16 protein-coding genes and 1 other RNA gene are annotated in these 24065 nt (G+C 66.6%); 8 read left to right on the top strand and 9 right to left on the bottom strand.

Going from position 1 to position 24065, the window contains the following annotated elements:
- Window positions 1-166 precede the first annotated feature (166 nt).
- Together AC1POX_RS00270 and AC1POX_RS00265 are read left to right on the top strand one after the other, a co-directional pair.
- Window positions 167-2662: a DEAD/DEAH box helicase gene (locus tag AC1POX_RS00270; protein ID WP_218489497.1), complete on the top strand. Its 2496-nt coding sequence runs from the start codon at window positions 167-169 to the stop codon at window positions 2660-2662.
- On the top strand, window positions 2659-4116 hold the full coding sequence (locus AC1POX_RS00265) for a ribonuclease H-like domain-containing protein (protein WP_372356606.1): 1458 nt from the start codon (window positions 2659-2661) through the stop codon (window positions 4114-4116). Before AC1POX_RS00270 ends, AC1POX_RS00265 begins: the two co-directional genes overlap by 4 nt.
- A 487-nt stretch (window positions 4117-4603) precedes the next feature.
- Here AC1POX_RS00265 and avrBs2 read toward each other — a convergent pair whose 3' ends face one another.
- Both avrBs2 and AC1POX_RS00255 read right to left on the bottom strand, forming a co-directional pair.
- Window positions 4604-6793 (bottom strand): type III secretion system effector avirulence protein AvrBs2, encoded by a 2190-nt coding sequence (avrBs2, locus tag AC1POX_RS00260; RefSeq protein WP_372356605.1) that lies wholly within the window; start codon window positions 6791-6793, stop codon window positions 4604-4606.
- Window positions 6794-6935: 142 nt separating this feature from the next.
- The gene (locus tag AC1POX_RS00255) at window positions 6936-8093 is read right to left on the bottom strand and encodes an ROK family protein (protein ID WP_033478806.1); all 1158 of its coding nucleotides are present in this window, start codon (window positions 8091-8093) and stop codon (window positions 6936-6938) included.
- Between the two features lie 102 nt (window positions 8094-8195).
- On the opposite strand from AC1POX_RS00255, the gene AC1POX_RS00250 reads away from it, so the two are divergent.
- Window positions 8196-10853, top strand: coding sequence for a TonB-dependent receptor (locus tag AC1POX_RS00250; RefSeq protein ID WP_372356604.1), 2658 nt, complete (start codon window positions 8196-8198; stop codon window positions 10851-10853).
- 10 nt (window positions 10854-10863) lie between these two features.
- Complete coding sequence (locus AC1POX_RS00245) at window positions 10864-11649, top strand: DUF1868 domain-containing protein (protein WP_372356603.1); 786 nt, start codon at window positions 10864-10866, stop codon at window positions 11647-11649.
- Window positions 11650-11787: 138 nt separating this feature from the next.
- Here the strand turns inward: AC1POX_RS00245 and AC1POX_RS00240 are convergent, their stop codons facing one another.
- On the bottom strand, window positions 11788-12969 hold the full coding sequence (locus AC1POX_RS00240) for a saccharopine dehydrogenase family protein (RefSeq protein WP_181388225.1): 1182 nt from the start codon (window positions 12967-12969) through the stop codon (window positions 11788-11790).
- 35 nt (window positions 12970-13004) lie between these two features.
- The gene (locus tag AC1POX_RS00235) at window positions 13005-13571 is read right to left on the bottom strand and encodes a hypothetical protein (RefSeq protein WP_372356602.1); all 567 of its coding nucleotides are present in this window, start codon (window positions 13569-13571) and stop codon (window positions 13005-13007) included.
- A gap of 740 nt (window positions 13572-14311) precedes the next feature.
- On the opposite strand from AC1POX_RS00235, the gene AC1POX_RS00230 reads away from it, so the two are divergent.
- A non-coding RNA gene (locus AC1POX_RS00230) (sX9 sRNA) lies at window positions 14312-14388 on the top strand.
- 320 nt (window positions 14389-14708) lie between these two features.
- Here the strand turns inward: AC1POX_RS00230 and AC1POX_RS00225 are convergent.
- The 3 genes from AC1POX_RS00225 to AC1POX_RS00215 all read right to left on the bottom strand — a co-directional run bounded on the left by AC1POX_RS00225 (window position 14709) and on the right by AC1POX_RS00215 (window position 17917).
- Window positions 14709-16448, bottom strand: a complete 1740-nt coding sequence (locus tag AC1POX_RS00225) for a M56 family metallopeptidase (protein ID WP_031420478.1) — start codon at window positions 16446-16448, stop codon at window positions 14709-14711.
- A gap of 3 nt (window positions 16449-16451) precedes the next feature.
- Window positions 16452-16850, bottom strand: coding sequence for a BlaI/MecI/CopY family transcriptional regulator (locus AC1POX_RS00220; RefSeq protein ID WP_008572904.1), 399 nt, complete (start codon window positions 16848-16850; stop codon window positions 16452-16454).
- A gap of 191 nt (window positions 16851-17041) precedes the next feature.
- Entirely contained in the window at window positions 17042-17917 is an 876-nt protein-coding gene (locus AC1POX_RS00215; RefSeq protein WP_014088886.1) for a LysR family transcriptional regulator, read from the bottom strand.
- A gap of 164 nt (window positions 17918-18081) precedes the next feature.
- Between AC1POX_RS00215 and AC1POX_RS00210 the strand changes: the two genes are divergently transcribed.
- The gene (locus AC1POX_RS00210; RefSeq protein ID WP_372356601.1) at window positions 18082-18951 is read left to right on the top strand and encodes an NmrA family NAD(P)-binding protein; all 870 of its coding nucleotides are present in this window, start codon (window positions 18082-18084) and stop codon (window positions 18949-18951) included.
- Between the two features lie 78 nt (window positions 18952-19029).
- On the opposite strand, the gene AC1POX_RS00205 is transcribed toward AC1POX_RS00210, so the two are convergent.
- Window positions 19030-21429, bottom strand: a complete 2400-nt coding sequence (locus AC1POX_RS00205) for a penicillin acylase family protein (RefSeq protein ID WP_372356600.1) — start codon at window positions 21427-21429, stop codon at window positions 19030-19032.
- Between the two features lie 248 nt (window positions 21430-21677).
- Here AC1POX_RS00205 and AC1POX_RS00200 point away from each other — a divergent pair, with 248 nt between their 5' ends.
- Window positions 21678-22022: a hypothetical protein gene (locus tag AC1POX_RS00200; protein WP_372356599.1), complete on the top strand. Its 345-nt coding sequence runs from the start codon at window positions 21678-21680 to the stop codon at window positions 22020-22022.
- A gap of 223 nt (window positions 22023-22245) precedes the next feature.
- On the opposite strand, the gene AC1POX_RS00195 is transcribed toward AC1POX_RS00200, so the two are convergent.
- Window positions 22246-23523: a DNA topoisomerase IB gene (locus tag AC1POX_RS00195; protein ID WP_218499415.1), complete on the bottom strand. Its 1278-nt coding sequence runs from the start codon at window positions 23521-23523 to the stop codon at window positions 22246-22248.
- Window positions 23524-23579: 56 nt separating this feature from the next.
- Between AC1POX_RS00195 and AC1POX_RS00190 the strand changes: the two genes are divergently transcribed.
- The gene (locus AC1POX_RS00190; protein WP_011345797.1) at window positions 23580-23960 is read left to right on the top strand and encodes an I78 family peptidase inhibitor; all 381 of its coding nucleotides are present in this window, start codon (window positions 23580-23582) and stop codon (window positions 23958-23960) included.
- Window positions 23961-24065: the final 105 nt, after the last annotated feature.

Genomic DNA, 24065 nt, shown 5'->3' with positions numbered 1-24065 from the left:
GGTGTGGGGGATCCCACAGCGTGCAAGGCAGCCGTGACGCTGTGGGGGCGACAGGATACCCGGCTTGCTGAATCCGCTCAGTGAGGCAGGCTGGGCGCGGGCGCGCCGGTCTCATACCCTGAGACATCCTTTTCGTTTGATCTCCCTCTTTGGGAGCCCTTGCCGTATGCCTCCGTTTGCCCTCGCTCCCCGCACCGAAACCGCCGAACGCGCGCTGGCCACCACCGACGGCCGGCCCAGCCGCGACGGCGCGTTGCTCACGCAGCGCCTGGAACGGCGTTACCACGACCGCATCACCGGCAGCTTCACCATTCCCGGGCGCGCGGGCTGCTATGCGCCGATCCCCGATGATGTGCCCAGCGCACTGGCCGATGCGCTGCAGGCGCGCGGCATCAGCCAGCTCTACAGCCACCAGGCCGATGCCTGGGCAGCGACACAGCGCGGCGAGCATGTGGCGATCGTGACGCCCACCGCCTCGGGCAAATCGCTGTGCTACACGCTGCCGGTGGTGAGCGCGGCGATGACCAGCGGCGCCAAGGCCTTGTACCTGTTCCCGACCAAGGCGCTGGCGCAGGACCAGGTGGCCGAGCTGCTGGAGTTGAACCGCGCCGGCGAGCTGGGGGTCAAGGCCTTCACCTTCGACGGCGACACGCCCGGCGATGCGCGCCAGGCGATCCGGCTGCATGGCGACATCGTGGTGAGCAACCCGGACATGCTGCATCAGGCGATCCTGCCGCATCACACCAAGTGGGCGCAGTTCTTCGAGAACCTGCGCTATGTGGTGATCGACGAGATCCACACCTATCGCGGCGTGTTCGGCAGCCACGTCACCAATGTGCTGCGCCGGCTCAAGCGCATCTGCGCGTTCTATGGCGCCACCCCGCAATTCATCCTGTGCTCGGCCACCATCGGCAACCCGCATGCGCACGCGCAGGCCTTGATCGAAGAGCAGGTGCATGCCATCACCGAATCGGGCGCGCCCACCGGCGACAAGCATGTGCTGTTGTGGAACCCGCCGGTGGTCAATGCGGATCTGGGCCTGCGTGCCTCGGCGCGTTCGCAGAGCAACCGCATCGCGCGCATTGCCATCAAGAGCGGCCTGAAGACGCTGGTGTTTGCGCAGACGCGCCTGATGGTGGAAGTGCTGACCAAGTATCTGAAGGACATCTTCGACCACGACCCGCGCAAGCCGGCACGCATTCGCGCCTACCGCGGCGGCTATCTGCCCACCGAGCGGCGCGAGGTGGAGCGTGCAATGCGTGCCGGCACGATCGACGGCATCATTTCCACCTCGGCGCTGGAACTGGGCGTGGATATCGGCGCACTGGACGTGGTGATCCTCAACGGCTACCCCGGCAGCGTGGCGGCCACCTGGCAGCGCTTCGGCCGTGCCGGGCGCCGCCAGCAACCGGCGCTGGGCGTGCTAGTGGCCAGCTCGCAACCGCTGGACCAATACGTGGTGCGACACCCGGATTTCTTTGCCGATGCCTCGCCCGAACATGCGCGTACCGCACCGGACCAACCGCTGATCCTGTTCGATCACATCCGTTGCGCGGCCTTCGAGCTGCCGTTCATTGCCGACGAGCCATTCGGCCCGATCGACCCGGTGGTGTTCCTGGAAGCGCTGGCCGAAAGCGAGGTGATCCACCAGGAAGGCGACCGCTGGGAATGGATCGCCGACAGCTACCCGGCCAATGCGGTGAGCCTGCGCTCGGTGGCCGATGGCAACTTTGTGGTGGTGGACAAGAGCGACGGCAAGCAGCAGATCATCGCCGAGGTGGATTATTCGGCCGCTGCACTCACCTTGTACGAAGGCGCCATCCACATGGTGCAGAGCACGCCCTACCAGGTGGAGCGGCTGGATTGGGAAGGCCGCAAGGCGTACGTGACGCGCACGCATGTGGACTACTACACCGACAGCATCGACTACACCAAGTTGAAGGTGCTGGACCGCTTCGACGGCGGCGTGGCCGGCCGTGGCGATTGCCACCACGGCGAAGTGCACGTGGTGCGGCGCGTGTCCGGCTACAAGAAGATCCGCTACTACACGCACGAAAACATCGGCTACGGGCCGGTGAATCTGCCCGACCAGGAATTGCACACCACCGCGGTGTGGTGGCAGTTGCCGCAGGCCACGCTGGGCAAAGCCTTTGCATCCAAGCAGGATGCGCTGGATGGATTTCTGGGCGCTGCCTATGCACTGCACGTGGTCGCCACGGTCGCCGTGATGGCCGATGCGCGCGATCTGCAAAAGGCGGTGGGCAATGGCGACGGCGCCTGGTTTGCAGTGGCCGACCAGACCGGGCGTGGGCAACTGCGCGGCGTGGAAGAAGGCGATGCGGCCACGGTGGAATTGCAGCAGGCCTTCGTGCCCACGGTGTATCTGTACGACAACTTCCCTGGCGGGGTGGGCTTGAGCGAGCCGCTGTGGCTGCGCCAGGCCGAGCTGCTGCAGCGCGCGGACGAATTGGTGCGGCGGTGCGATTGCAGCGCCGGCTGCCCGGCCTGCGTGGGCCCGGTGCTGGCCGCACATGAAGCCGCCAAAGGCGAATCGCCCAAGTCGCTGGCGCTGACGGTGCTGGCGTTGTTGTTCGATGCCGATGCGCCATTGCGGCATGCCACACAGGTGGACGAGGACCTGGCGCTGGACGTGCTTGCATGAGTGTGAGTGCGGACCGGCTGCGTTTGTTGCGGCGTCAGGCCGGGCAGGCGGATGTGCCTGCGCCGGCGAAGGCTGACGATGGCGATGGCGATGCGCTGCACGATGCGCCGGCGGTCGATGCGCAGGCTGCGGATGCCTCGCCTGTCGATGAGGCCGCGCAGCCAGCTTCCGGCGCCCACACGCAGGGCACGACGCCTGCGCCTGGTCATGCCACGGGCGTCAGCGCCGAACGTCTGCGCTTGCTGCGCCGTCAGGTTGGCGGCCTGACGCCGGCAGCGCGCAAGGACGATGCGGTCATGCCGACACGTGCACGGCGGGCCGCGGTCTCCAGCGCCGCGTTACCTACTGCGGGCTTGCCGCTGCGAGAGAACGCGGCTGCACGTCATGGCGCCGTGGCCGGTCGCCCCAACGAGGCGCGCGACGCATCAACACGCACGCGCCGCGCCTTGCAGGCGCCCATGCCTGCACCGCCTGCGCGCGAGGCATCGGTATTTGCGTGGGTGGAGCACGATGTGCGCCACAAGCCGGCGCTGCCTTCGAATGTCGATGCAATCATCGCCGCGAATACGGATAGCGCGCGCCCTTGGCCCACAGCGCGCAGCACAGCGACAACATCGCCCGCATCGATGTCGCCGGCACCACCGGTACAGCGCCGCACCGATATCGCCGGCCTGCGCAAGATGATCGGCCTGCGCGAACGCGCGGTTTCGGCGCATGCACCCATCCACGCGCCATCCACCGACCGATCTCTGCCTGGCAACGAGATCGCGCCCGGCCTGCATCTGATCCAGGCGTTCCTGCCACAGGCGATTCCCACCGAGGCACTCTCGCTGGCCTTCGCCAAACGCGACGATGCCGTCGACCCGATGGACCTGCTGTTCTTCGATACCGAAACCACCGGCCTGGCCGGCGGTACCGGCACCCGCGCCTTCATGATCGGCGTGGCCGATTGGGTGGTCGATGCCGTGCAGGGCAACGGCCTGCGCGTGCGTCAATTGATGATGTCCACGATGGCGGCCGAAAGCGCGATGCTGGATCTGTTCCGCACCTGGCTGACACCGCGCACCGTCCTGTCCAGCTACAACGGCCGCTGCTACGACGCCCCGCTGCTGAAGACGCGCTACCGCCTGGCACGTCGCGGCGACCCGATTTCTGCACTGGACCATGTGGATCTGCTGTTCCCCACGCGCCGGCGCTATCGCGGCACCTGGGAGAACTGCAAGCTGTCCACCATCGAACAGCGACTGCTGCGCGTGGTGCGCGAAGACGACCTGCCCGGCTCCGAGGCCCCGGCCGCCTGGTTGAGTTACCTGCGCGGCGGCAGCGCGCGCAACCTGCGCCGCGTGGCCGAACACAACCACCAGGATGTGGTGACGCTGTCGCTACTGATGCAACGGCTGGTGGCAGTGGACGCGCAGGAGCGCAATGCGCTGACGTTGGCGCGCACGCCTTGACCGGTCATGCGATTTGGGTGAGGAGTTGGTGCGGGGCAGGAGGTTGGCCGGACTTGCCCCACGACAGGGCGCTTGACGCACGCTGCGTGCACTCCACGACCACCCGTCCGGCCATTCATTGCGGCGTGTTGAGCCACGTGGCGCGCCAGCCATGGGTGGATGCTTGCGGTGGACGACATGCAACGCCGTGATGGCGCACCGCAGGCGTCCGCGGGTCATTCCGATCAGGCCACGCAGTCGCCTCCACCGATGAATCGATGGGAGGCAACGGCGGATGCGTATGCAGGTAACGCGACAGCGCACGCCGCGGCACCTGCACGCAGGGCACTGCAACGCGGCTGATCGGCCGCCCCACCGCTCCCGGCGCCGGCTTGCCGGTACAGGCGCGTGATCTCTCCCAATCCCTGACGCTGCCCGAGCGTGGCTTGGAGCATCTGCATGCTGCCCCACACGCTCGACCTGCCAACCGAAGCCGTGATTGGAAGGTTCAATCCGTCTCCGTCTGCCTGGCCTGCTCATTGAGATAGTGGGTCACAGGCGCGCCACGGTATTTGTCGGTCAGCAAACCAAGCGCTTTGGCGCGCTTGTCCAGCGCACGCGTTGCCGCAGGGTCATTGACCATGTCTGCGGTGTGATCGTGTTGCTTGCCTTCGCGAACCGCGGAGATGTGGTTCGGGTCAGCGGGGATGGAGCTGGCCTGAAATTGCTGGGTTCGCTGCTTCACGATCTCGGCATCCCGGTTGATATCGATGGGCGTTTCCGGCGGCACGTCGAGTTCATTGCCGGTATGGCCCCGGGCCAGCGCGCGGTTTTCCAGGATGGCGAGCAATTCGGCCTCGGGCTGATCGGTCAACAGGCTTTCGCCATCGTCGCGAAACGCGCCGGCCGTGGTGCGCTTGACGCCGAAGGCCTCGTTGGTGAGCTTTTGGAGCTCACCGAAGTTGCGGTAAACGTAGTAGTCCTTGTCGTGATTGGCGCGCGGCACGGAAAAGTCCTCATACCGGTAGCTCACCGAATACGCGGCCTTCGCGTAGGCCGAGTCCGGCTGGCGCATCCGCGTCCGAGCCATTTCCATGGCCTTGCCGGCATCGCTGTCGTCGGTGGCCACCGCCTCCACGATCACCGGGCGCATCTTGGTCCAGCTGTCCAGCCACTGCATTGCGGTGTCCGCGAGCCCCGCGGCGCCCTGCTCATTGCTTCGAAAGAAGCCGCGCAAGCGCTCGTCGTTCAACATGCCCTGGCTCAAGACCGGCACCACGTTGATCTTGGCCAGCAAGCGATCCAGCGCGGCGCGGCGCGGCGCATCCTGCGAGTGCAACGGGTTGATCTGGTAGTGCTTGTACAAATTGGACAGGAATTGGTCAAAGCCGCCCGTGTAGTACTTGGCATAGACCTTGATCGCCGCAGCCTTGCGCAGGTCCGGCCGGCGCATCAGCAGCATCGCCACCGCTTCGCCGGTATTTTCCTTGCAATCCAGCGCCACCGACATCGGCTCGGGCTTTTTGAGCACGTGCTCCAGCATCTGCTCCACACCGGCGATGGTCTGGTCGGTCTTGACGTAGTTTCCATCAGACGGGTTGCGAATCACCAACGACATTTCACGCAGCTCGGCAAACGGCACCTGCGACACCAATCGGTTCTGCGGGTCGCCTGCCATGCGGCCGATGCTGAAATCGTGCATCAACACCGGCACGCCATCGGAACTGACTTCGACGTCCAGCTCCAGATTGCGGTAGCCCTGCTCGTAGGCATGATCGATGGACGCCAGCGAGTTTTCCGGAATGCCGGCGTGATTATCGAACAGCCCGCGATGCACCATGACGTCCTTTCCGAACGCACGCGTGCTGGGTGCCTCGAAGTAGTGGTCGTGCACGAGCGATTTTCGATGATTGCGCAACAGCGCTTGCTTGCCTTCCAGCAGGCGATGGTCGTTGGCCTTGAAGAACCCGGCGCCACCGTCGCGGGCCGGCACCTCGTGGCCGTGATAGCGCGCGGCTTGCTGCAGCTTGCGCCGCCCCGGCGTGCCTGCGGCAGGCTGCAGCCAGTTCGGCGTTGCCAGCCCGTGGCCGGAGAGATTCAACTGCTTGCCAAGCGCGGCAAGCGCCGCGTCGCTGAAGGTGTCGCCAGGGGCAAACGCGCGCTGCAGATTGAAGATGATGCGACCTTGTTGTGCATCGATCAGCACCGGGCCTGCGGCCGCACGTGCGCGTGCGGGCAGCCCGCGCGACATGGCATTGAAGGCGGCGGTATCCAGATACACCGGCTCCAGTGTGCCGGCGACAAAGCGTGCGGCAATGCTGTCGGGTTTGAGCGCCGTGCCGGCCTGCGCAAGATGCGTGGCAAGCTTGGCTTGCAGTGTCTGCACGGTGATCTGGCGCGCCTGCACTTCGGCCAGACGCTGCTCTGAGAATTCGCTGTCGAGCGCCACCAGGGCCGGCTTGCCGGTCATCGCGCTGTCGTTCAACGGCACCAGCGGGGGCATATTGGTGGCGCGGCGACGCGGCCTTTCTCGCAGTGGCGGAGTGTTGCCCGGCATGTGCGGCACCTGCGTCGGGCTGATCGCACTGGTGTGCGTCGGTAGTGCCGGCGCGGCAGTGTGCGCGATAGAAGGTTGCAGAGGACCGATACGCATGATGACCTCGAAAACGCGGCGGGCGGCCAGTAAAGCGCGTGGCATATGACAATTGGCAAATTAGGCGAAAAGTACCGCCCGGATGCGAAACGATGCCTGCGTTGCGCGCGCTGGCAGGCGTGCGGCGCAGGCATTGTTTTGACGCGTTGCCAGCACTTGGCGCGCATATCGCCGCGCATGCGGTGCGCTAGAACAGCGTTTCCTTGAACGGCAGCATGGCCGCGCCCAGCACGGTGGCATGCGCCGTCACCTGCCCGACCTGCAGCGTGGGATACGGCAATGCAACGCCACGCCGCGGCGCAGGTTCGAAGGCGATGCGGGCGATCAGCCGTTGCGCAAGATCGGTGGGCAGGCGCGCGCCAAAAACAATCACACGCGGATCGATCAACGCAATGATCGCCGCCACCGCAAGCGTCACGGTCGGCTCCACTGCATCCAGCCACGCATCGATCTGCGGCCAGGCCGCATCGTAGTGCTGCAGCATGGTGTGCAGGTCCGGCAGCGCGTGGCCATCGGCGGCCAGCGCCTGGCGCAGGCTTTCCAGGGTTGGCCGGGCCATGCCGGTGATGGCCGAGATGCGCCCCAGTTCGCCCACATTGCCGTGCGCGCCGCGGCGCACGTTGCCGGCCGCAATCACGCCGGCAGCAAAGCCGTCGGAGATCGACAGATACACCAGGTCCGGCGATTGGCGGCCAATGCCGTACACGGCCTCGGCCAGGGCGGCGCAATGGGCGTCGTTGTCCATCCAGACCGGTAGCTGCAGGCAATCGGCGACAAACCGGTCCAGCTCCACCTGCATCCATTCCGCTGCCAGCGACAAGGGCGGATTGACCCGGGTGCCGTCGCCGATGCGCGGGCCGGTCATGCTCAGACCGACGCCGAACACATGCTGCCGATCCACGCCGGCCGCCGTTAGCAGCGCCTCCACCAGGGCCGGCAGTTGTGCACGCACCACCGCCAGCGTCAGCGGGAAGGCCGTGAGCTGGCGCATGCCGCGGACCTGGCCGGCGAAGTCGATCAGCACCACCGCAAAGCCATCGACCATCACCGACACCCCCACGCTGTATGCATACCCCGGCACCAGGCTCACCTGCGCGCTGGGTTGGCCACGGCCACGCCGCAGCGAGGGCCGCAGCTGCAGCAGGCCGTGCGCCACCAGCGGGTCGACGATGCCCTTGATGCCGGGCACGCTGAGCCCGCTGGCGCGCGGCAGATCCGCACGCTCGAATTGCCCTGCCCTGCGGATCAGATCCAGCAGCAGGCGCTCGCTGGAACCGGCGGCCTGCCCATCGCTGCGACGACGGTAATGCGAACGAATGGCTGCGTTTGCGAACAAAGAGGGCATGCAGGGCGAAACGTTCGTCGTTGTCATAATTGCTTTAATTAAGCAGCTTAATTTAATCCGTCCGCGGCCCTGCGTTGGGGCCACCGACGTTGATATCGTGCCATGCGCCTGTTGCATCCCCCTTCCCGCCCCACTCGCATTGCCCCGTCTTGGCCACAGCCTCCGCATGCGCTGTCGCTTGCGCTGGGGCTGGCCTTGATCGGCTGGCTTCCCTCGCACGCCACCGCCGCCGACATGTCCGGCGGAGGCGACGCGCTGACCATGGACGCGGTGCAGGTGCGCAACCCGTTCCAGTCGCAGAACACGCGCGCCATCGCCACCAAGCAGGCGGCGCCCACCATCGTCGATTCGGTCGCCGCCGACAGCATCGGGCAACTGCCGGACTTCAATGTGGGCGATGCGCTGCGCCGGGTCACCGGCGTGAGCACGGTCGAGTACCAGGGCGAACCACGCTATGTGACGGTGCGCGGCCTCAACGGCAACTACAACAGCATGCTGATCGACGGCTTTGCCTTCGCCAGCAACGACATCGGTAGCCGCCAGGCGCTGATGGATGTGCTGCCGGCCAACTTCGTGGACCGCATCGATGTGGTGAAGTCGCTGCTGCCGGAGAACGATGGCGGCGCGATCGGTGGTGTCACCAATCTGGTCACCGCCACCGGCTTTGCCCGGCCCGACGGCCTGCTGACCGCCTCGGCCAAGGGCGGCGCCAACCTCATGGGAAGCCGCTATGGCGGCCGCACGCCGGTGGGCGAAGGCGAGCTGAAATGGGGCAAGCGCTTCGGGCGTGACGGCCAGTTCGCGTTTTTGGGGGCGGCCAGTGTCTGGCGCCGTGAGATTTCGGTGCCGCAGCAGGAAAATGGCGGCGCCCTCAATTGGTACAACGCCGACGGCACGCGCGCGTCTTCGGCCTATGGCGGCACCGGCGCGGCGGTGCCCAGCGAACGGCGCTGGTACAACTACGACAACACCCGCGAACGGCGCAGCGTGACCGCACGCGTGGATTGGCAGCCGGATGGTCCGCTCAGCGGCCATGTGTCCGGCTACACGTTCAACCAGCACGAATCTTCCGACCGCAATGCCCAGGTCGCCCAGGTGCAGAACAGCGCGCGCCTGACCCGCAGCGGCCCGCAAAGCGGCACGCTGGACAATCTCAACCAGCTCGTCGAGTTGGGGCAGCTGCGCTGGAAGCGCGGGCTGTCCGGCATCAACGGCGAATTGCTGGCCGAGCTGCCTGACCAGTGGCGCGGCGCGCTGCGCGCAAGCACCTCGCGCGCCACGGTGGACAACCCGCAGACCTGGGACCGCTTCCAGCAGAATGGCCTGGCTTACGGCTTCGATTGGAATGGCACCCTGCCGGCATTCACGGCCCTGGACCCGGCCCTGGCCGACGACCCGACCCGTTACGCCAACCTCAACCACCAGCAGGAGCGCACGACCTACGCCGAACGGGTGAGCGACCTGCAACTGGAGCTCCGTCGCAACATGGACGAAGACAGCCAGGGGCTGGGACTGGCCTTTGGCCTGCGACAGGTGCGCACGCACATGCAGACCGCGTTCCAGCGCACGACCTGGAGCGGGTTGCCTTATTCGCTGGCCGATGTGCTGGGCAACCCCACCTGCGCCCTGGGTTGCAATGCGCCCATGTTGATCATCGACCCGGACCTGGCCGACGCGCGCTGGGATGCGGTGTCCGGCCAGGCGCGCGGCGTGGCGGACATCACCGCGCAGAACAGTGGCACCTACAGCGTGGATGAGCAGGTGCGCGCCGGCTTCGCACAAGCACAGTGGCGCGGCGAGCGCTGGCGGTTGGCCGGCGGCGTGCGCCTGGAGCAGACCCGCTTCGGCAGCAGCGGCCAGCAATTGAGCGGCACCGTCTGGGCGCCTGTCAGTGCGCAACGCACCTACCGCAACTGGTTGCCATCGCTGGCCGGCCAGGTGCAGACCAGTGCCAACGGCACGTTACGCTTCGGCGCCTCGCGCTCGATCGGGCGACCGCGCCTGGACCAGATGGCGTTGAACGGCGGCGTGCTCACGCTGGGCAGCAACCCGCCCACGCTCAACCAGGGCAACCCGGACCTGCAGCCGCGTCGCTCGCAGAATCTGGACCTTGGCCACGACTGGACGTTCGACGACGGTGGCAGCCTGCTGTCGATCGCGCTGTTCCACAAGACCATCGACAACGAGATTTTCCGTTACGGCCAGCTGCAGAACATCGACGGCGAGCAGGTGCTGGTCACCCAACCGCGCAATACCGACCGGCCGGTCCGCATGCGCGGCGCCGAACTCGGCGCGATCAAGGAACTGGGCCCGTGGCTGCCCGCGCTGGCCGGGCTGTCGGTCGGTGCCAATGTCACCTTCCTGGACGTGGACTACCCGGTGGTGCTCGGCGATGGCAGCCGCACCACCTTGTCGGTGCTGCCGCAGCAGCCCAAGCAGCTGTGGAATCTGACCCTGAACTACGCCCGTGGGCCGCTGCGCAGCACCCTGGCCTGGAGCCGTACCGGCGAGCTGTGGGACGACCGCTACCCCAACTACAGCAACCAGCAGGAGTTTTATCGCAACCGCTACCAACAGCCGCTGGACCGTCTCGACCTGAAACTGGCCTGGGATGTCTCGCCGGCAGTGGCAGTGAGCCTGGATGTGCTCAACCTGACCGGCCAGGGCTACGAATACCGCATCGGCCGCCACCAGGAATACGTGCAATCGGCCTGGAAAATGGCACCCACCGTGATGCTCGGCGTCAACGTCAAACTCTGAGGGTTTTCCCATGTCGTCGTTTCTGGACACACGCATCAGCCGCCGTCGCCTGATGGCTGCCGCCGGCACCTCGCTGCTGGCCACCAGTCTCGCCACTCCGGCCATGACGCCACCGCCCTCGGATGTGGGCCGCAAGTTTCTGCGCTCGCGACGGCCGATGCCGTTTGCCGGCAATACCTTCGTGGGTCATCTGGAACAACAGGGCGATGGCTACGACAGCTTCGACCGCGTGCTGAACATCTACCGCCAATTCCCCGAGCAGCGCTTTGCCCACAAGTTCGCCGTGCTGCCGCCGAGCAGCTACCACGTGACCTTGCTGGGCGGGGTCAACGAGATCGATCGTGCGCGTGGGCCCTGGCCGAGCGATCTGCCGCGCGACCATGCCTTGGCGGATATCAACGCGGCCTATCTGGCGCGGTTGAAGGAGCGCGCCGCACCGCCGCTGGGCGCTTGCCGCTTCCTGGTCAACCCGACCGCAGCCAGCACCGGCAATAACGACAATCTGCTGATTCCGTTGAAGCCGGCCGACACGCAAACCGCGCAGCGCCTGGAAGCTGCGCGCCAGGCGCTGATGCAACTGACACGCTTGCAGCGCCCCGACTACACCAACTTCCAGTTTCATATTTCGCTGGCCTACCTGTGCGACACGCTGGATGCGGCAGAACAGACGGCGTATCGCTCCGCGGTGCGCGGCTGGCTCGCACAGCTGGCAGCCGCGGGGCCGATCACGGTGCCACGCTTTCATTTTTGTACGTTCGACGACATGGACGCGTTTCGCACGGTGCAAGAGGTCTGAGGTTGCCTGAAGTCGGCGGCGCAGCGATGTGCGCCGGCCACGTGGTTTCAGAACTCCCCGCCGCGCACAGAGCGCTTGGTTTTCTGCCTGGCGTGCTCGGCAAAGGCCTGGCGCTGCGCTCGTCTTGCGCATCGCCCGCTACCGGTGCGCTTGCGTCACCGCCGTGGTCATCTGCCACGCGGCACACTCCTGCTCGAACTCGGCCAGCGTCAGCAGCCCCATGCAGGCATGCGCACCGATCGGCAACCGATGCCCGGCGGCAAGTTTGCGTATCAGCAAGACCGCGGCGAAACACGGAATTTCCGGGCCGTGCAGCATCGCGGCGGTGAGGTCCCAGTGCAGCACCAGCGGGCGGCTTGCCCCGTCCGTGCCATCGCAGGTGCCGCGCAGCTCCACGCGCATGCCGCCCAGATCGGTGCCGAAGCGGTCGAACCAGCGCCCGGCGTTGGCAAACACATCGGCCAGGCGCTGCATCGGTAGCGGCACGCCGCGTCGACGTAGCCAGGCGACGCCGGCCAGGCAGCGCTGCAGGAACGGCACTTCCAGCGCCGCACGAAATTGCACGGTCTGCACGCCGGGATAGCGCTGCGGCAACAGGTCGTGATCGGGCACATCGCACGGCGAGGCCAGGCGTGGGGCGAGCTGCGCGAAGCGCACGCGCGTGGGGCGCGCCCAGCCCACCACCTGCTGCCAGCGGCCGGCCTGCCACCAGTGGAAGGGCGTGCCGCAATACGACAGCACCGCACGCACCGTGGCCAGGCCCAACGGCGTGCCCTGTGCGGGCGCGATGACGATGCCGATCTCGTGCAATGCCGAAAAGCGCGGCAACAGCGCATCGATCACCGCGCTGGACAACGCCGGCAAGGTACTGGCGCCGCTGATCGCCACGCGCTGGGCCTGCCGCGCGGCGGCATCCATCGCCGCGGGGAAATCGCGGACGAAGGCGCGGCCATCGGCCAGATCGATATAGTGCATGCCGGCCTGCAGGCAACAGCGGGCCACCGCGTACTCCTGTCCCTGGAACGGCCCGGCGGTATGCACCACCGCATCGGCACCGGTGGCCGCCAGCTGCGCAGGGAAGTCGCTGGCATCGATATCCAGGCGACAGGTGGAGATGCGACCGGGTGCGGCACCCGGCCATTTGGTCGCGACATCGCCCGGATGCCGCCCTGCCGCGATGACATGGATCTGCGCCGTTGCCGCCAGCGCACGCACGATGCGTGCGCCGAAATGACCGAAGCCGCCCAACACCACTACCCGATACGTCATGGCCTGCTCGCCGCCTGTGTCTGTGCACAGTATCGGCGAGCGCACCGTCATCTGCGCTTGTGCTGTTGCGCGAGGGCACTCTGCGACTAACCGTCGATACGCGTCGCGCGCCCGCTTCTCAGTGCTTCGCGCAATACCTTCAATGCCTGCTGCGTGGCCAGGCGGGATGCACCGACCTGCTTGCTCGCCAACTCGGCCTGCCGTTGCGCCAGTGCCTGTTGCTGCCTGGACAACGCCTGCAGCGCATCGGGGGTTGCAGGCGGCTGCGCCGAGGTGGAGGTCGTGGCCGATGCGGTGCGTGTCGAGGCCTGCAGCAGGCGCGGCGCGGCATGCGCAGACAGCTGCGCGGCGAGTGCGGCCTGCCGTTCGCTCAAGGCCTGCTGACGTGCGGCCAATCCGGCTTGCGCGTCGGCCAATTGCCGGCTGCGCAGATGCGCCACGGCCAGCTGATGGAGCAAGGTCGGGTCGCGCACCAGGTACTGCTTGCCATCGGCGCGAAACCACAACACCCGTCTTCCATCGCCAGCGTAGCGGCGCGCCGTCTGCAGATCATCGGGCGTGCCGTGCATCACTTCGCGATCGCCATGTACCAGCACGTAGGCATCGCCTTGGCTCTGCGTGTTTGCAATGGCATGGCCGCAGGATGTCGGCATGCCCATGCGCGGCCGTGCCGGCACAGTAACTGCAGTCGGTGCAGCGGGAGCGACCGGTGGCGCTGGAGAAATGGCAGGCGCAGCGGGCGCTGCTGGTGCCGTCCGGGCACCGGCGACGGCAAGCGCAGGCGTCATCGAGGCGGCCGGCGCTAGCGGAGCGATCGCAGGCGCGCGCCGTGCCGCGACAACCGGCACGGTTCGCGCAACGGTACTCTCCGGCGTGACTGGCGCAACCGTTGCAATGCCATCCACAGGCAAGACATCGGCAATGGATGCAAGCTGCGTTGTTGCTGACGCAGCAGAACCAGCAAATACCGGTGCAGCAGGTGAGCTGCGCACACCGGCAACTGCAGGCACGGCAGAGGCGTGTGCGATGGCCGCGCCGCCGGCAACTGCGGCAAGGGCCAACAGCAACGCCGAGCGCAGGCACAGCACGGGGGAAGTGGTCTGGATCATGTGAGATCTCCACGAAAGGCACAGCGAGTTGAGTGCCGCCTGCGCAGGGCACGCAGGCGGATGGAAACAGCGATCACGCGGCCACGGCGTTGCCGACGCTGCAGGCGTCGTGACGCAGGAGTGACGGGCTGTGGCGGGCCCGTGGTGATGCAGGTGCTGCCGTTACCCAGGCGATGCCAATGCAGTGCGCCGGCCGCTGCTTGGCGTCGGGACCTGCGCCGAAAAGCAGCGAAAGGTGACTCCACTCACCGCCCGGTGGGCGCCGGGCGGTGCTCTGAAACGGCATGTACCGCGCCTACACTGCGATTCCGATCGCGCTGGCCACGCCCACCCGACGACTGCTCGCGACGCTCTTTTCTCCGCTGTTACTGCGGCCGCGCGTGTGCCGGCCGTGCACGGCCGGATGTGGAGCGGGCTGCATGCCATGCGTTGCTGCTCCGTGGCCAACGGAACCCCATCGCCGCGGTAACGTGCGGTCTACCGCGACCCGCGCTGGTTCTCCTTACTGGACTGCTGCGGCAGCCGGCAAACCGGTGCGAACAGCTGTCGGCGATGGCGATCGGCTGGCGCAATGCGCGCGCCAAGAAGCGATGCGTTCCCGAACCTGCACGTGGTGCATGCCGACTGCTCGTACCGACCATACGCCCCTGACGGTGAGCGCAGCCGTCTGGTCAATCGCGCCTAGTTGTTCTTCGCCCGCTCTGCTTCTGCTTGCGCTTGGTCTGCCTCTGCTTGCGCTTTTTCGGCCTCGACCTGCGCTTGCGCTGCCTCGCGTTGCGCTTGCGCCGCTTCCCGTTGCCCACGTTCGGCCTCGGCGCGGCCCTGAAGAGCGGCCTGCTTGGCCATTTCGACCTGGTGCCGCGACAGCGCGTCCGCCTGGCGCACCGCGGCCGCATACGCGTATTGCGCCTGACGATGCTGTTGCGTCATTTCGCGAATCTGCTGCTCGGCTTGCCGCGCTTGCTGTTGCGCTTCCTGTTTGGCCTGCGCCAGTTCCGGGCCTAACGAGGCCAGTTGTTCGCGTGCGTCCTGCAATGCGTCCTGCGCGGCCTGCATGCGGTCTTGCTGCAGTTCAAGGTCGTGGTTGTCGGCAGCGAGCGCATCGTGCACGGCGGCTTGCGCGTCACGGCTGGCATCGCGGCGGATGCGGTCCAGGTCGAGATTCCAGCCGCTGTCTATCGGGTCTGCGTCCTCGTCATGCAGCGGTTCGGCGCCCAGCACATCGGCGATGACACCGTGCGTGGCAGGGGCGGCCACTTGCGCCGGCGCAGCTGGCAGCGCCGGCAACGCGCGCATCGGCGCTGCGGCGTCGGCAGGCTCCGCCGTGCTGCTGACCTGTGCACGCGGCGCTGCCGGGGCCGTCACCACGACCGGCTGCATGCCGGCAGACGTCACCGGTGCCGGCACCGGCATGGCCACCAGGCGCAGCGGCAGCACACCGCAGACCGCCACCGCGGCCAGAATCATCGCGGCAGCCAGCCGCGGAAACGCGTGGGTGTCCTGCAACATCGACAGCCTGCGCTTCAAGCTGATGAACGAAGGCGAGGCACTTGCCACGCCACCGCGCGGGCGCGGCGCCACACCCAGTTGCAGCAACAAGCGGCCGTAGTCGTGGCGGCAATGGCGGTGCCCGGCGACCACGGCGGCATCGCAGGCGGCTTCGCGGGCGATTGCATATTCGCGCGCGGCCAGATGCACCAGCGGGTGGAAGAAGAACAGGTGCTGCGCCAGCGCCGGCAGCAAGCCCCACCACAGATCGCCACGACGCAGATGGATCAGCTCATGGGTCAGCGCCATGTCCAGATCGTCATCGGCCATGTGCGGCAAGCGTGCAGCGGGCAACAGCAACACCGGTTGCCACGGGCCGATCAACTGGGGCGAATCGATCTGCGCCGACAGCCGCAGCGCCGGCGGGCGCGACAAGCCATGCGCTTCAGCAGCCATCTGCAACGCCTGCACCAGGGCGCGGTCGTTGCAGGGCTGCGCGGCGCGCACCAATGCACGGCTGCGCAGATAGGCGCGCGCCGTGCCGGCAGCCAGCACCAGCACGCCGGCCGCCCACAGTGCCAGCAATGCCACCGGCCAGGTCGACCAGGCGCCAACCTGCATGGCCTGCGCGGTGACGCCTGCATGCGCGGCCGTGGATGCCGCGGCGGTGGCGTTTGCCAGTGGCGCCAGGCTGTCGGCCGAGCCCAGCGCCGTGGTCACGCTGTGCGCCGGCAGCACCGGCAACTGCACCGGGTTGCTCCACACCAGGCCCACCACCGCCTGCACGCCCACCAGCCACCACAACCAGGTCTGCGTGGCTGCCGGCAGGCGGCGCACGCCGCGGCACAGCGCCCACACCACCAACACCAGCACCGCGGTCTGCACGCTGGTGGCGCCAAGCTTCCATAACACCGCTTCGATTAGGGGCGACATGACTCAATCCTCCTTGCGCTGCGATTGCAGCTTGGCAACCAATGCTTCGAGTTCGGCCAGTTCGGTATCGCTGACTTCGGCGCGTTGCGACATCCACGCCACGAACGGCGACACCGAGCCCTGCAGGGTCTTCTCGACGAACTGCCCCACCGCCCCGCGCACCACATCGTCCTGGCCGGCGGTGGCGCTGTAGCGGTACACACCCTCGACCTGCTTGCGGCGCAGGAAGCCCTTGGCCCGCAGCCGCTCCATCATGGTCAGCACGGTGGAGCGGGCGAGCCCGCGCGGCTCGCCGAACGCCCCCGCCACTTCGCCCACGCTGGCATGCCGCTGTTCTTCGATGTATTGCAGCAGGGCCAGCTCCTGGTCCCCGATGGTCTTGCCGCGCATGGCGCTCTCCATGACTACAGTTGTCGCTACCGTAGGCCTGACGACAGCTGTAGTCAATAGGTCGGATGGCAGGGGGGCGTGTGGGTGGCCGTGGTGTCTGTGTGCCTTTGCCAAGGCCCGATGGCACGGGCAACCGCTTGCGCGCAGAAGCTCGCCACGCGCTGGCGGACCTGGCGCACGTTCAACAGAACCGCGCCACCGCCCTACCCCTTCAACACCAACGACGCGTCCGGATAGCGGGCGCAGATGAAATCCACGAAGGCGCGTACCTTCGGCGCTGCCAGGCGCCGGGAGGTGTGCAATACCCACAACGCCGGCGCCACGCCGGAGATCGTTCCCCACTGCAGCAATTGGCCGCGGGCGAGTTGCTGCCACGCGATCGACTGCGGAATCAACGCAACGCCGCCACCGGCAATCACCGCATCGCGCACCATCAGGAACGAGGAAAACCGCATCCGCGGAATCGGCTCCAGGACCAGGCGCCCACCATCCAGCGTCCAGGTCGTGGGCTCGAAGCTGGACATCACCACGCCGGGCACCGGATGCACCGCATCGCCAGACGGCATGGCGATGGACGGTGCGGCCACCACCACCAACCGGTCCTTGGCAAAGCAACGCCCGACCAGGCGGCTGTCCGGGCTTGGGTTGATGCGGATGGCGACATCGAACTGCTCTTCCATCAGATCGACCGTGCGGTCCTCGGCCACCACCTCCAGCGTGATCTCCGGATAGGCCGCACAGAAGTCGGCGCCGATGTGCCCCATCGCCAGTTGGGAGAACAACACCGGGGACGCCACGCGCAAGCGGCCGCGCGGCGATGACAACCCCTCGCGCGCGGCTGTCATCGCCTCGGCCACCTCGCTCAACGGCACCTGGGTGCGCTCCATCAACTGCTGTCCTGCCTCGGTGAGCTTGAGTCCACGGGCACTGCGCTCGACCAGGCGCACCCCCAGCTGTTCCTCCAGCTCGGTGATGCGCCGCGACAAGGTCGCCTTCGATCTGCCGCTCGCGCGGCTGGCCTTGCCCAGCCCCTGGTTGGCGGCCACCAGCGAGAAATCGATCAGGGCATTGAGGTCCATGCTGTTCCACATCTGAAACGGGATGTCTACATCCTGGCGTCTTCGTACTGGCAGTGCAACGGCATATCGTTGCCCCACCCACCAGGCGGCCGCACCGGCAGCAGCACCACCGCACCGGCCGCTTCGCTCCGATCCAACCGTCCATCCAACGCAGGAGATTCACCATGAGCATTCTCGTCACCGGTGCCACCGGCACCGTCGGTTCCCTGGTCACCCAAGGCCTTGTCGACGCCGGCGCGCAGGTCAAGGCGCTGGTCCGCCAGCAAGGCAAGCGCTCCTTTCCGGCAGGTGTCACCGAAGTGGTGGCAGACCTCACCGACGTCGCATCGATGCGCGCCGCACTGGCATCGGTGCGCACGCTGTTCCTGTTGAATGCGGTCACCCCCGACGAAGTGACCCAGGCGCTGATCGCATTGAATCTGGCCAAGGAAGCCGGCATCGAGCGCATCGTGTATCTGTCGGTGATCCATGCCGACACGTACACCAACGTGCCGCACTTCACCGGCAAGCACACCGTCGAGCGCATGATCGAAAGCCTGGAAATTCCGGCAACGATCCTGCGGCCGGCGTACTTCATGCAGAACGAAGGCATGGTGCAGCAGACGATCACCGAATACGGCCTGTACCCGATGCCGATCGGCGCACAGGGCATCGCGATGATCGATGCGCGCGACATCGCCGATATCGCAGTGGTCGAGCTGCTGCGCCGCGACCGTGCAGACGGTCCGTTGCCACGCGTCACGCTCGACTTGGTCGGCCCGCAGGCACTGACCGGGGTGGATGCGGCCAAGATCTGGAGCGCAGCGCTTGGGCGCGAGATCGCCTACGCCGGCGATGACGTGGCCGCCTTCGAAGCACAGCTGGCGACGTACGGCCCGTCGTGGCTGGCCTATGACATGCGCCTGATGATGGCCGGCATCCAGCGCCTGGGCATGCACGCGGCAGAGGGCACGGTGGCGCAGTTGCAGGCGGTGCTGGGACGTCCGCTGCGCACCTATGAAGCCTTCGTGCGCGAGGCGACTGCGCCGGCGTGAGCGCAGGCGGCGTAGCAAACGCGGGGATTCTCGCGCTTGCTACGCGATGTGCGCGGCGTCAGGTCGGTTCGGGTTGCGTTAGTGCGCCTGCGCAGGCACCAGGTCGAAGATCTGTTCGGTTGCCGCATCTACCGCAGCGCGCGTGTACAACAGCGGGAAATAGCGTCCCTTGAGCCATAGCGGTGCGAGGTCGCGGTAATGCGGGCTGGCCGGGTCGCCGGACTGGCCGGGGTAATTCATGGCGCGAGAGTTATCCCAATTGCCCAGGTCGATGATCAATCGTGCAGAAGGACCGATCGTCTGGCGAAAATCGGCAGGGTCGTAGCTGGACTGATTCGGCGTATAAGGGCTGCCACCCTTGGCGAACGGACCGACATCAAGCAGCGCGCGATCGGCACCGGCCACCGCGCTCATCGCATGCAAGATCTTGTTGGTATGCAGTTTGCCCCATCGCCACTGCGAGGCATCGGGGCCTTGCAGCGAGACAAGCGCCTGGTACGCACTGCGCAACGACTGCAGCAGCAACTGGTCGCGGCGTGCGGCCGGCGTTGCGCCGAACGCGGCGCCGGGATGTTCCAGCGCATCCAGCATGGCCGCGGCATCGGGCGCGCCGAAGCTGTCGGCCTCCGACGGCTGCAATCGCAACGCTTTGTATGCATTGCCCAGATAGCGACTGAACCAGACCTCTTCCAGCGCTGCGGCGGGCGACGTAGCGCTGACCTCGCCATTCCATGGCCGCAGCAGCGTCAGTGCGGCGCTGATATCAGGGTCCTGCGAACGCAGCGGTCGCAATAATGCGGCCAGGCGTTGCGCGGGCAACGAGACCTGATCGTTCTGCAGTCTTTCCGAATCCTCCAGCGTCACCTTGGGCAGCTGCGAGAGCACCTGGGTGATGCGGGCATGGCGAGCCTCATTGGCCCACTCAAAGCCAAGTTTGCGCTGCGCAACCGGGTAGCCGGCGGGCAGGTTCATCTCGTTGGAGGTGGTGATGAAGCCGGCTTTGGGATTCTTCGACCAGGGCAACACCGTGCTGTCCCAGAAGCCGTTCCATTCGTAGCGGCCATCGCCGGGCACGGGCAGCAATCCATCGCCGTGATCGCGGCGCGGGGTCATGCCGGCGGTGGCCCAGCCGATGGTTCCGCCGACATCTGCATAGACCTGGTTGACCGACGGCGCTCCCCAATGGGCGAGTGCGGCCTTGAACTGCACGAACGCGTTGCTGCGCAGGTAGCGTAGCGAGCCCAGATAGGGCGCCGCGCCGGGCTGGCTCCATACCGACCGCAGCGCATACGCCACATGTTTTTCGACATCGACATAGATCACCGGCCCGTGACGGGTGAATTGCAGCTCTGTTGTCACCGGCGCGGCGCCGCGCACGGCGATCTGTTCGTGCTCGCTGCGCAGCGGCTCCCATTTGCCCTGGTACCAGTACGCCGCGTTGTCGTCTGGACGCAACCGATACACGTATAAATCTTCCTGATCGATGTTGAAGATGGTCAGGCCGAACGCGCTGGTTCGGTTATGCCCGATCGCGATGCCAGGCGCGGTGGGCTCGCCGGCACCGATGATGTCCAGACCAGGGCTGTTGAGATGCACGAAGTAGCGAAGACTGGGCACGTTGTAGGCCCGATGCGGGTCGTCCGCCAGCACAGCGTGACCGGTGGCGGATTTCTGCGACGCGATGACCCAGTTGTTGCTGCCTTCGGCAGAGGCGTCATCGTCAATGGCCGATAACGTCGATGCGATTGCCGCAAGTTGCGTGCTTGCGCTCAGCTTGGGGCTTTGCGTCGCCAGCTCGTAGACCTTCAGCACGTCTTTCGGCAGACACGGGTCCAGCCCGTCCGGCAGCGTGGTGGTCCAGGCCGGCTGCAGTCTCAGGCGTATCGCATCGACAGCCAGCGAGGCCTTGCAGGCGACGTTCGCACGCGCCACTTCGCTTTTGACATTACGGCTCAGGCCGGTGGTGCGGATGCGCAGCACATCCTCCGGCGCCCAGCGTTCGGGGCGATACCCCAGCTTGTCGAATTCGTAGGGCAGTGCCTGCGGGTGACTGTCCAGCCATGCGATATACGCATTGATGCCGGCGACGAATCGGCCCACGTCGCGCCGGGCAGTGGGCCCGTAACTGCTCCATTCCTGTGCCATGTCGCCGCGATACAGAAACAGCCGCGCGGCACGGTCCTGTTCCACATAGGTTGGCCCGAACGCATCGGAGAGATGGCCCAGCCCTTTGCGGCGAAGTAGATCCAGCTGAAACAAACGGTCTCGCGCCACATTGAAACCCTGCACGAAGAACGCGTCGTCGTCGGTCTGCGCGTAGATATGTGCCAGGCCCCACCTGTCCACGCGGATCTGCGCCGGCCGTTGGAGACCTGCCACCGTCATGGTGGCTTGGCTGGGCGCGGGCGCTGCACGTGCAACCGAAGGCGGCAGCGCCGCGCAGGCAACCAATGCAAGCAGCAGCGGTTTGATGGTCATGCTACTGATCCTCTGGGTTGGAAGCAGGAGTCTGCACCTCTCGCGCTGCTGGGCGAGGCGCTGTCCGGAAACACTGGATTGGCAAGCGAATCCAGGTAGCCCAGCGTTGGCGCAGCGTGTCCGGCGCGCTGACGATCACCGGCATACACGGGTGAGGCCCGTCTCTGACACGGTGCCGCGCAGCATCTTCATGCCATCCCGACAACGCCACCTTCACGCTTGCGGCATTCTTGCCCTGGAGCTTCCCGATGATCCGTATCCTCGCCCCACTCGCTGCCGCTGCGTTGTTGTCGGCCTGTGCCTCCAACCAGGTGGCACAGGTGCAGCCCATCGACGGCGCCATCTCCGGCCAGTGCCATGGCGACAAGGTGCGTGGTGCGGTGGGTCTGGCGGCGGCCGCGCAGACCATCGAACGTGCACGTGTGGATAGCGACAGCCAGCGCGTCATCGTGCGCCGCGGCGAGCGCGCCACAGGCGGCACCACCGCCAGCGGCCTGGCCGACCCGGCCCAGGGCGCCAGCGAAAGCGGCGGCGATCAGCTCACCATCGAAACCGGCCCGAACAACAGCATCACGGCCATCTATTGCGGTTGAGGATTCGGGATTCGGGATTCGGGAATCGAAATTCGGGATTCGGTACGGCACTCGCTGCTGTCTGCATCCCGAGGCGGCCACCTGGAATGTTGACACCGCGTCGCTGATCGTCGCCAGGCGGACATGAGCGACGCGCAGGAACCGGCGTGCGCACGGTACGCGATGCCCGCACACGCCGACACCCCGGCTGTGGCGAATGCCGTGGCGTGTCAGCCTCGGCCGCTTACGCCGACTTGCGCCTTGCCGCAGACGTCGACTGCGTCTTGAGCCTGCTGCGCGAAGCGCTCAAAAACTTCAGCGTGGCCGCTTCCCACTGGCGCTCGCCACGCACACCGGTGGCCATGGCCTGCAGCTGGCCCGCACGCCAGCCTTCGAAGACGCATGGGTCGATGTAGGCCTTGCGACACACCGAGGGCGTATTGCCCAAGGCGTCGGCCACTTCGCGGATGACATCGTTCTGCACTTGCTTGAGCGCACGTTCGCTGCTGCGCTCCGGCAGCGGCAGCCGGGCCAGGCGTTGCAGCGCGGCCAATGTGCCGCCCCAGGTGCGGAAATCCTTGGCGGTGAAGTCTTCGCCCATGGCCTCGCGCAAATAGTCGTTGACCTCGCCCGAATCCACCGGCTGCAACTGGCCGTCGTCGTCGCGGTACTGGAACAGCGACTGCCCCGGCAGCTGCTGGCATTGCCGGATCAGTTTGACCAGTTGCTTGTCGTCCACTTCGATATCGTGGTCCTGGCCGCTCTTGCCACGGAACTTCAGCCGCGCGCGCCCGCCTTTCAGAAATTCCATGTGCCGGTTGCGCAGCGTGGTCAGCCCGTAGGAGCGATTGCTGCGCGCGTATTCGGCATTGCCGACGCGCACCAGGGTGTCGGCCAGCAACGCCACCACGATCGCCAGCACCTTTTCGCGCGGGAATCCCGGCAGCACCAGATCGCGACGCAACCGCCGCCGCAACTTGGGCAGTGCAGTGCCGAAGGCGATCACGCGTTCGAACTTGCCTTCGCCGCGGACCTGCGCCCAGTCGGCGTGATAGCGGTATTGCTTTCGCCGCCGCGCATCGCGCCCGGTGGCCTGCAGGTGGCCATTGGGCTTGGCGCAGATCCACACGTCGGTATAGGCCGGCGGAATCGCCAGCGAACGGATGCGCTGCAAGGTGTCGGCATCGGCGATGCGTTGCCCGTCGGCATCGCGGTAACTGAAGCTCTTGCCGGCCTTGCGGCGACTGATGCCGGGCTGTTGGTCGTTGACATAGGTCAGCCCGGCCGCACGCGCGGTCGCCTTGGCCTGCGCCACAGCGGCTGCGCTTGCCACAGCGGCCGTGGCGACGGCGGCGCCGGTGGCGACCGCCGCGAGCTTGCCGGCCGTACTGACGGCGACTGCGGCATTGCGAACAACACGTTTGGCTTTCATTGCGCACAGGTCGAGGGACTGGCCGCGATTGTTGGCCGCAGCAAGACTAGGCTGCGTCAACGCTACGACAACGCCGTGTGCGCAAGCCATGCCCGTCGCGTGACTTTGTGCTTATGCTTGGGCATCCCCCTTTGCTGGAGTGATCGATGCGCGCTGTTCTACCTGTTGCTCGCCTGACCTGCACCCTGGTGATGCTGGCTGCATTGACTGCCTGCAACAAACCGCAACCCGATGAGCAGGAAGCCGTCACCGCCAAGGCCCAGCACGCGGCCGAACAAGCCGCTGCGCCCGCACCGGATGCAGCGCCGGAAGCGCCGCCGATCGGCACTTGCGATGCCACCCAGGTGCAATCGCTGGTGGGCCAGCCGTTGACCGATGCGGTGGGCGAACAGGCACGCAGCGATGCCGGCGCCAAGTCGGTGCGTGTGCTCAAACCCGGCCAGATGACCACCATGGAATTCAATGGCGAACGGCTCAATCTGGAAGTGGACGCCAAGAACGTGATCACCTCGGTGCGCTGCGGCTGAGACGGCCTTGGCGCCTGTCGCAAGACCGGCGCCAAGCCTGCTGGCACAAGGGGTTGCAGCGGTTCTCGTTGCAGCTGTAACGGTGTATTGCGGCACCGCATCAAC

It is taken from the genome of Xanthomonas sp. NCPPB 3442 (genome assembly GCF_056725145.1).
The sequence above is the reverse complement of the archived record's forward strand: the minus strand, read 5'-3'. Positions and strand labels throughout refer to the sequence as shown.

Coding starts and splice junctions, on each gene's coding strand:
- AC1POX_RS00270 (WP_218489497.1), top strand. CDS start 167: ATGCCTCCGTTTGCCCTCGCTCCCCGCACCGAAACCGCCGAACGCGCG.
- AC1POX_RS00265 (WP_372356606.1), top strand. CDS start 2,659: ATGAGTGTGAGTGCGGACCGGCTGCGTTTGTTGCGGCGTCAGGCCGGG.
- avrBs2 (WP_372356605.1), bottom strand. CDS start 6,793: ATGCCACGCGCTTTACTGGCCGCCCGCCGCGTTTTCGAGGTCATCATG.
- AC1POX_RS00255 (WP_033478806.1), bottom strand. CDS start 8,093: ATGCCCTCTTTGTTCGCAAACGCAGCCATTCGTTCGCATTACCGTCGT.
- AC1POX_RS00250 (WP_372356604.1), top strand. CDS start 8,196: ATGCGCCTGTTGCATCCCCCTTCCCGCCCCACTCGCATTGCCCCGTCT.
- AC1POX_RS00245 (WP_372356603.1), top strand. CDS start 10,864: ATGTCGTCGTTTCTGGACACACGCATCAGCCGCCGTCGCCTGATGGCT.
- AC1POX_RS00240 (WP_181388225.1), bottom strand. CDS start 12,969: ATGACGGTGCGCTCGCCGATACTGTGCACAGACACAGGCGGCGAGCAG.
- AC1POX_RS00235 (WP_372356602.1), bottom strand. CDS start 13,571: ATGCCGACATCCTGCGGCCATGCCATTGCAAACACGCAGAGCCAAGGC.
- AC1POX_RS00225 (WP_031420478.1), bottom strand. CDS start 16,448: ATGTCGCCCCTAATCGAAGCGGTGTTATGGAAGCTTGGCGCCACCAGC.
- AC1POX_RS00220 (WP_008572904.1), bottom strand. CDS start 16,850: ATGGAGAGCGCCATGCGCGGCAAGACCATCGGGGACCAGGAGCTGGCC.
- AC1POX_RS00215 (WP_014088886.1), bottom strand. CDS start 17,917: ATGGACCTCAATGCCCTGATCGATTTCTCGCTGGTGGCCGCCAACCAG.
- AC1POX_RS00210 (WP_372356601.1), top strand. CDS start 18,082: ATGAGCATTCTCGTCACCGGTGCCACCGGCACCGTCGGTTCCCTGGTC.
- AC1POX_RS00205 (WP_372356600.1), bottom strand. CDS start 21,429: ATGACCATCAAACCGCTGCTGCTTGCATTGGTTGCCTGCGCGGCGCTG.
- AC1POX_RS00200 (WP_372356599.1), top strand. CDS start 21,678: ATGATCCGTATCCTCGCCCCACTCGCTGCCGCTGCGTTGTTGTCGGCC.
- AC1POX_RS00195 (WP_218499415.1), bottom strand. CDS start 23,523: ATGGCTTGCGCACACGGCGTTGTCGTAGCGTTGACGCAGCCTAGTCTT.
- AC1POX_RS00190 (WP_011345797.1), top strand. CDS start 23,580: ATGCGCGCTGTTCTACCTGTTGCTCGCCTGACCTGCACCCTGGTGATG.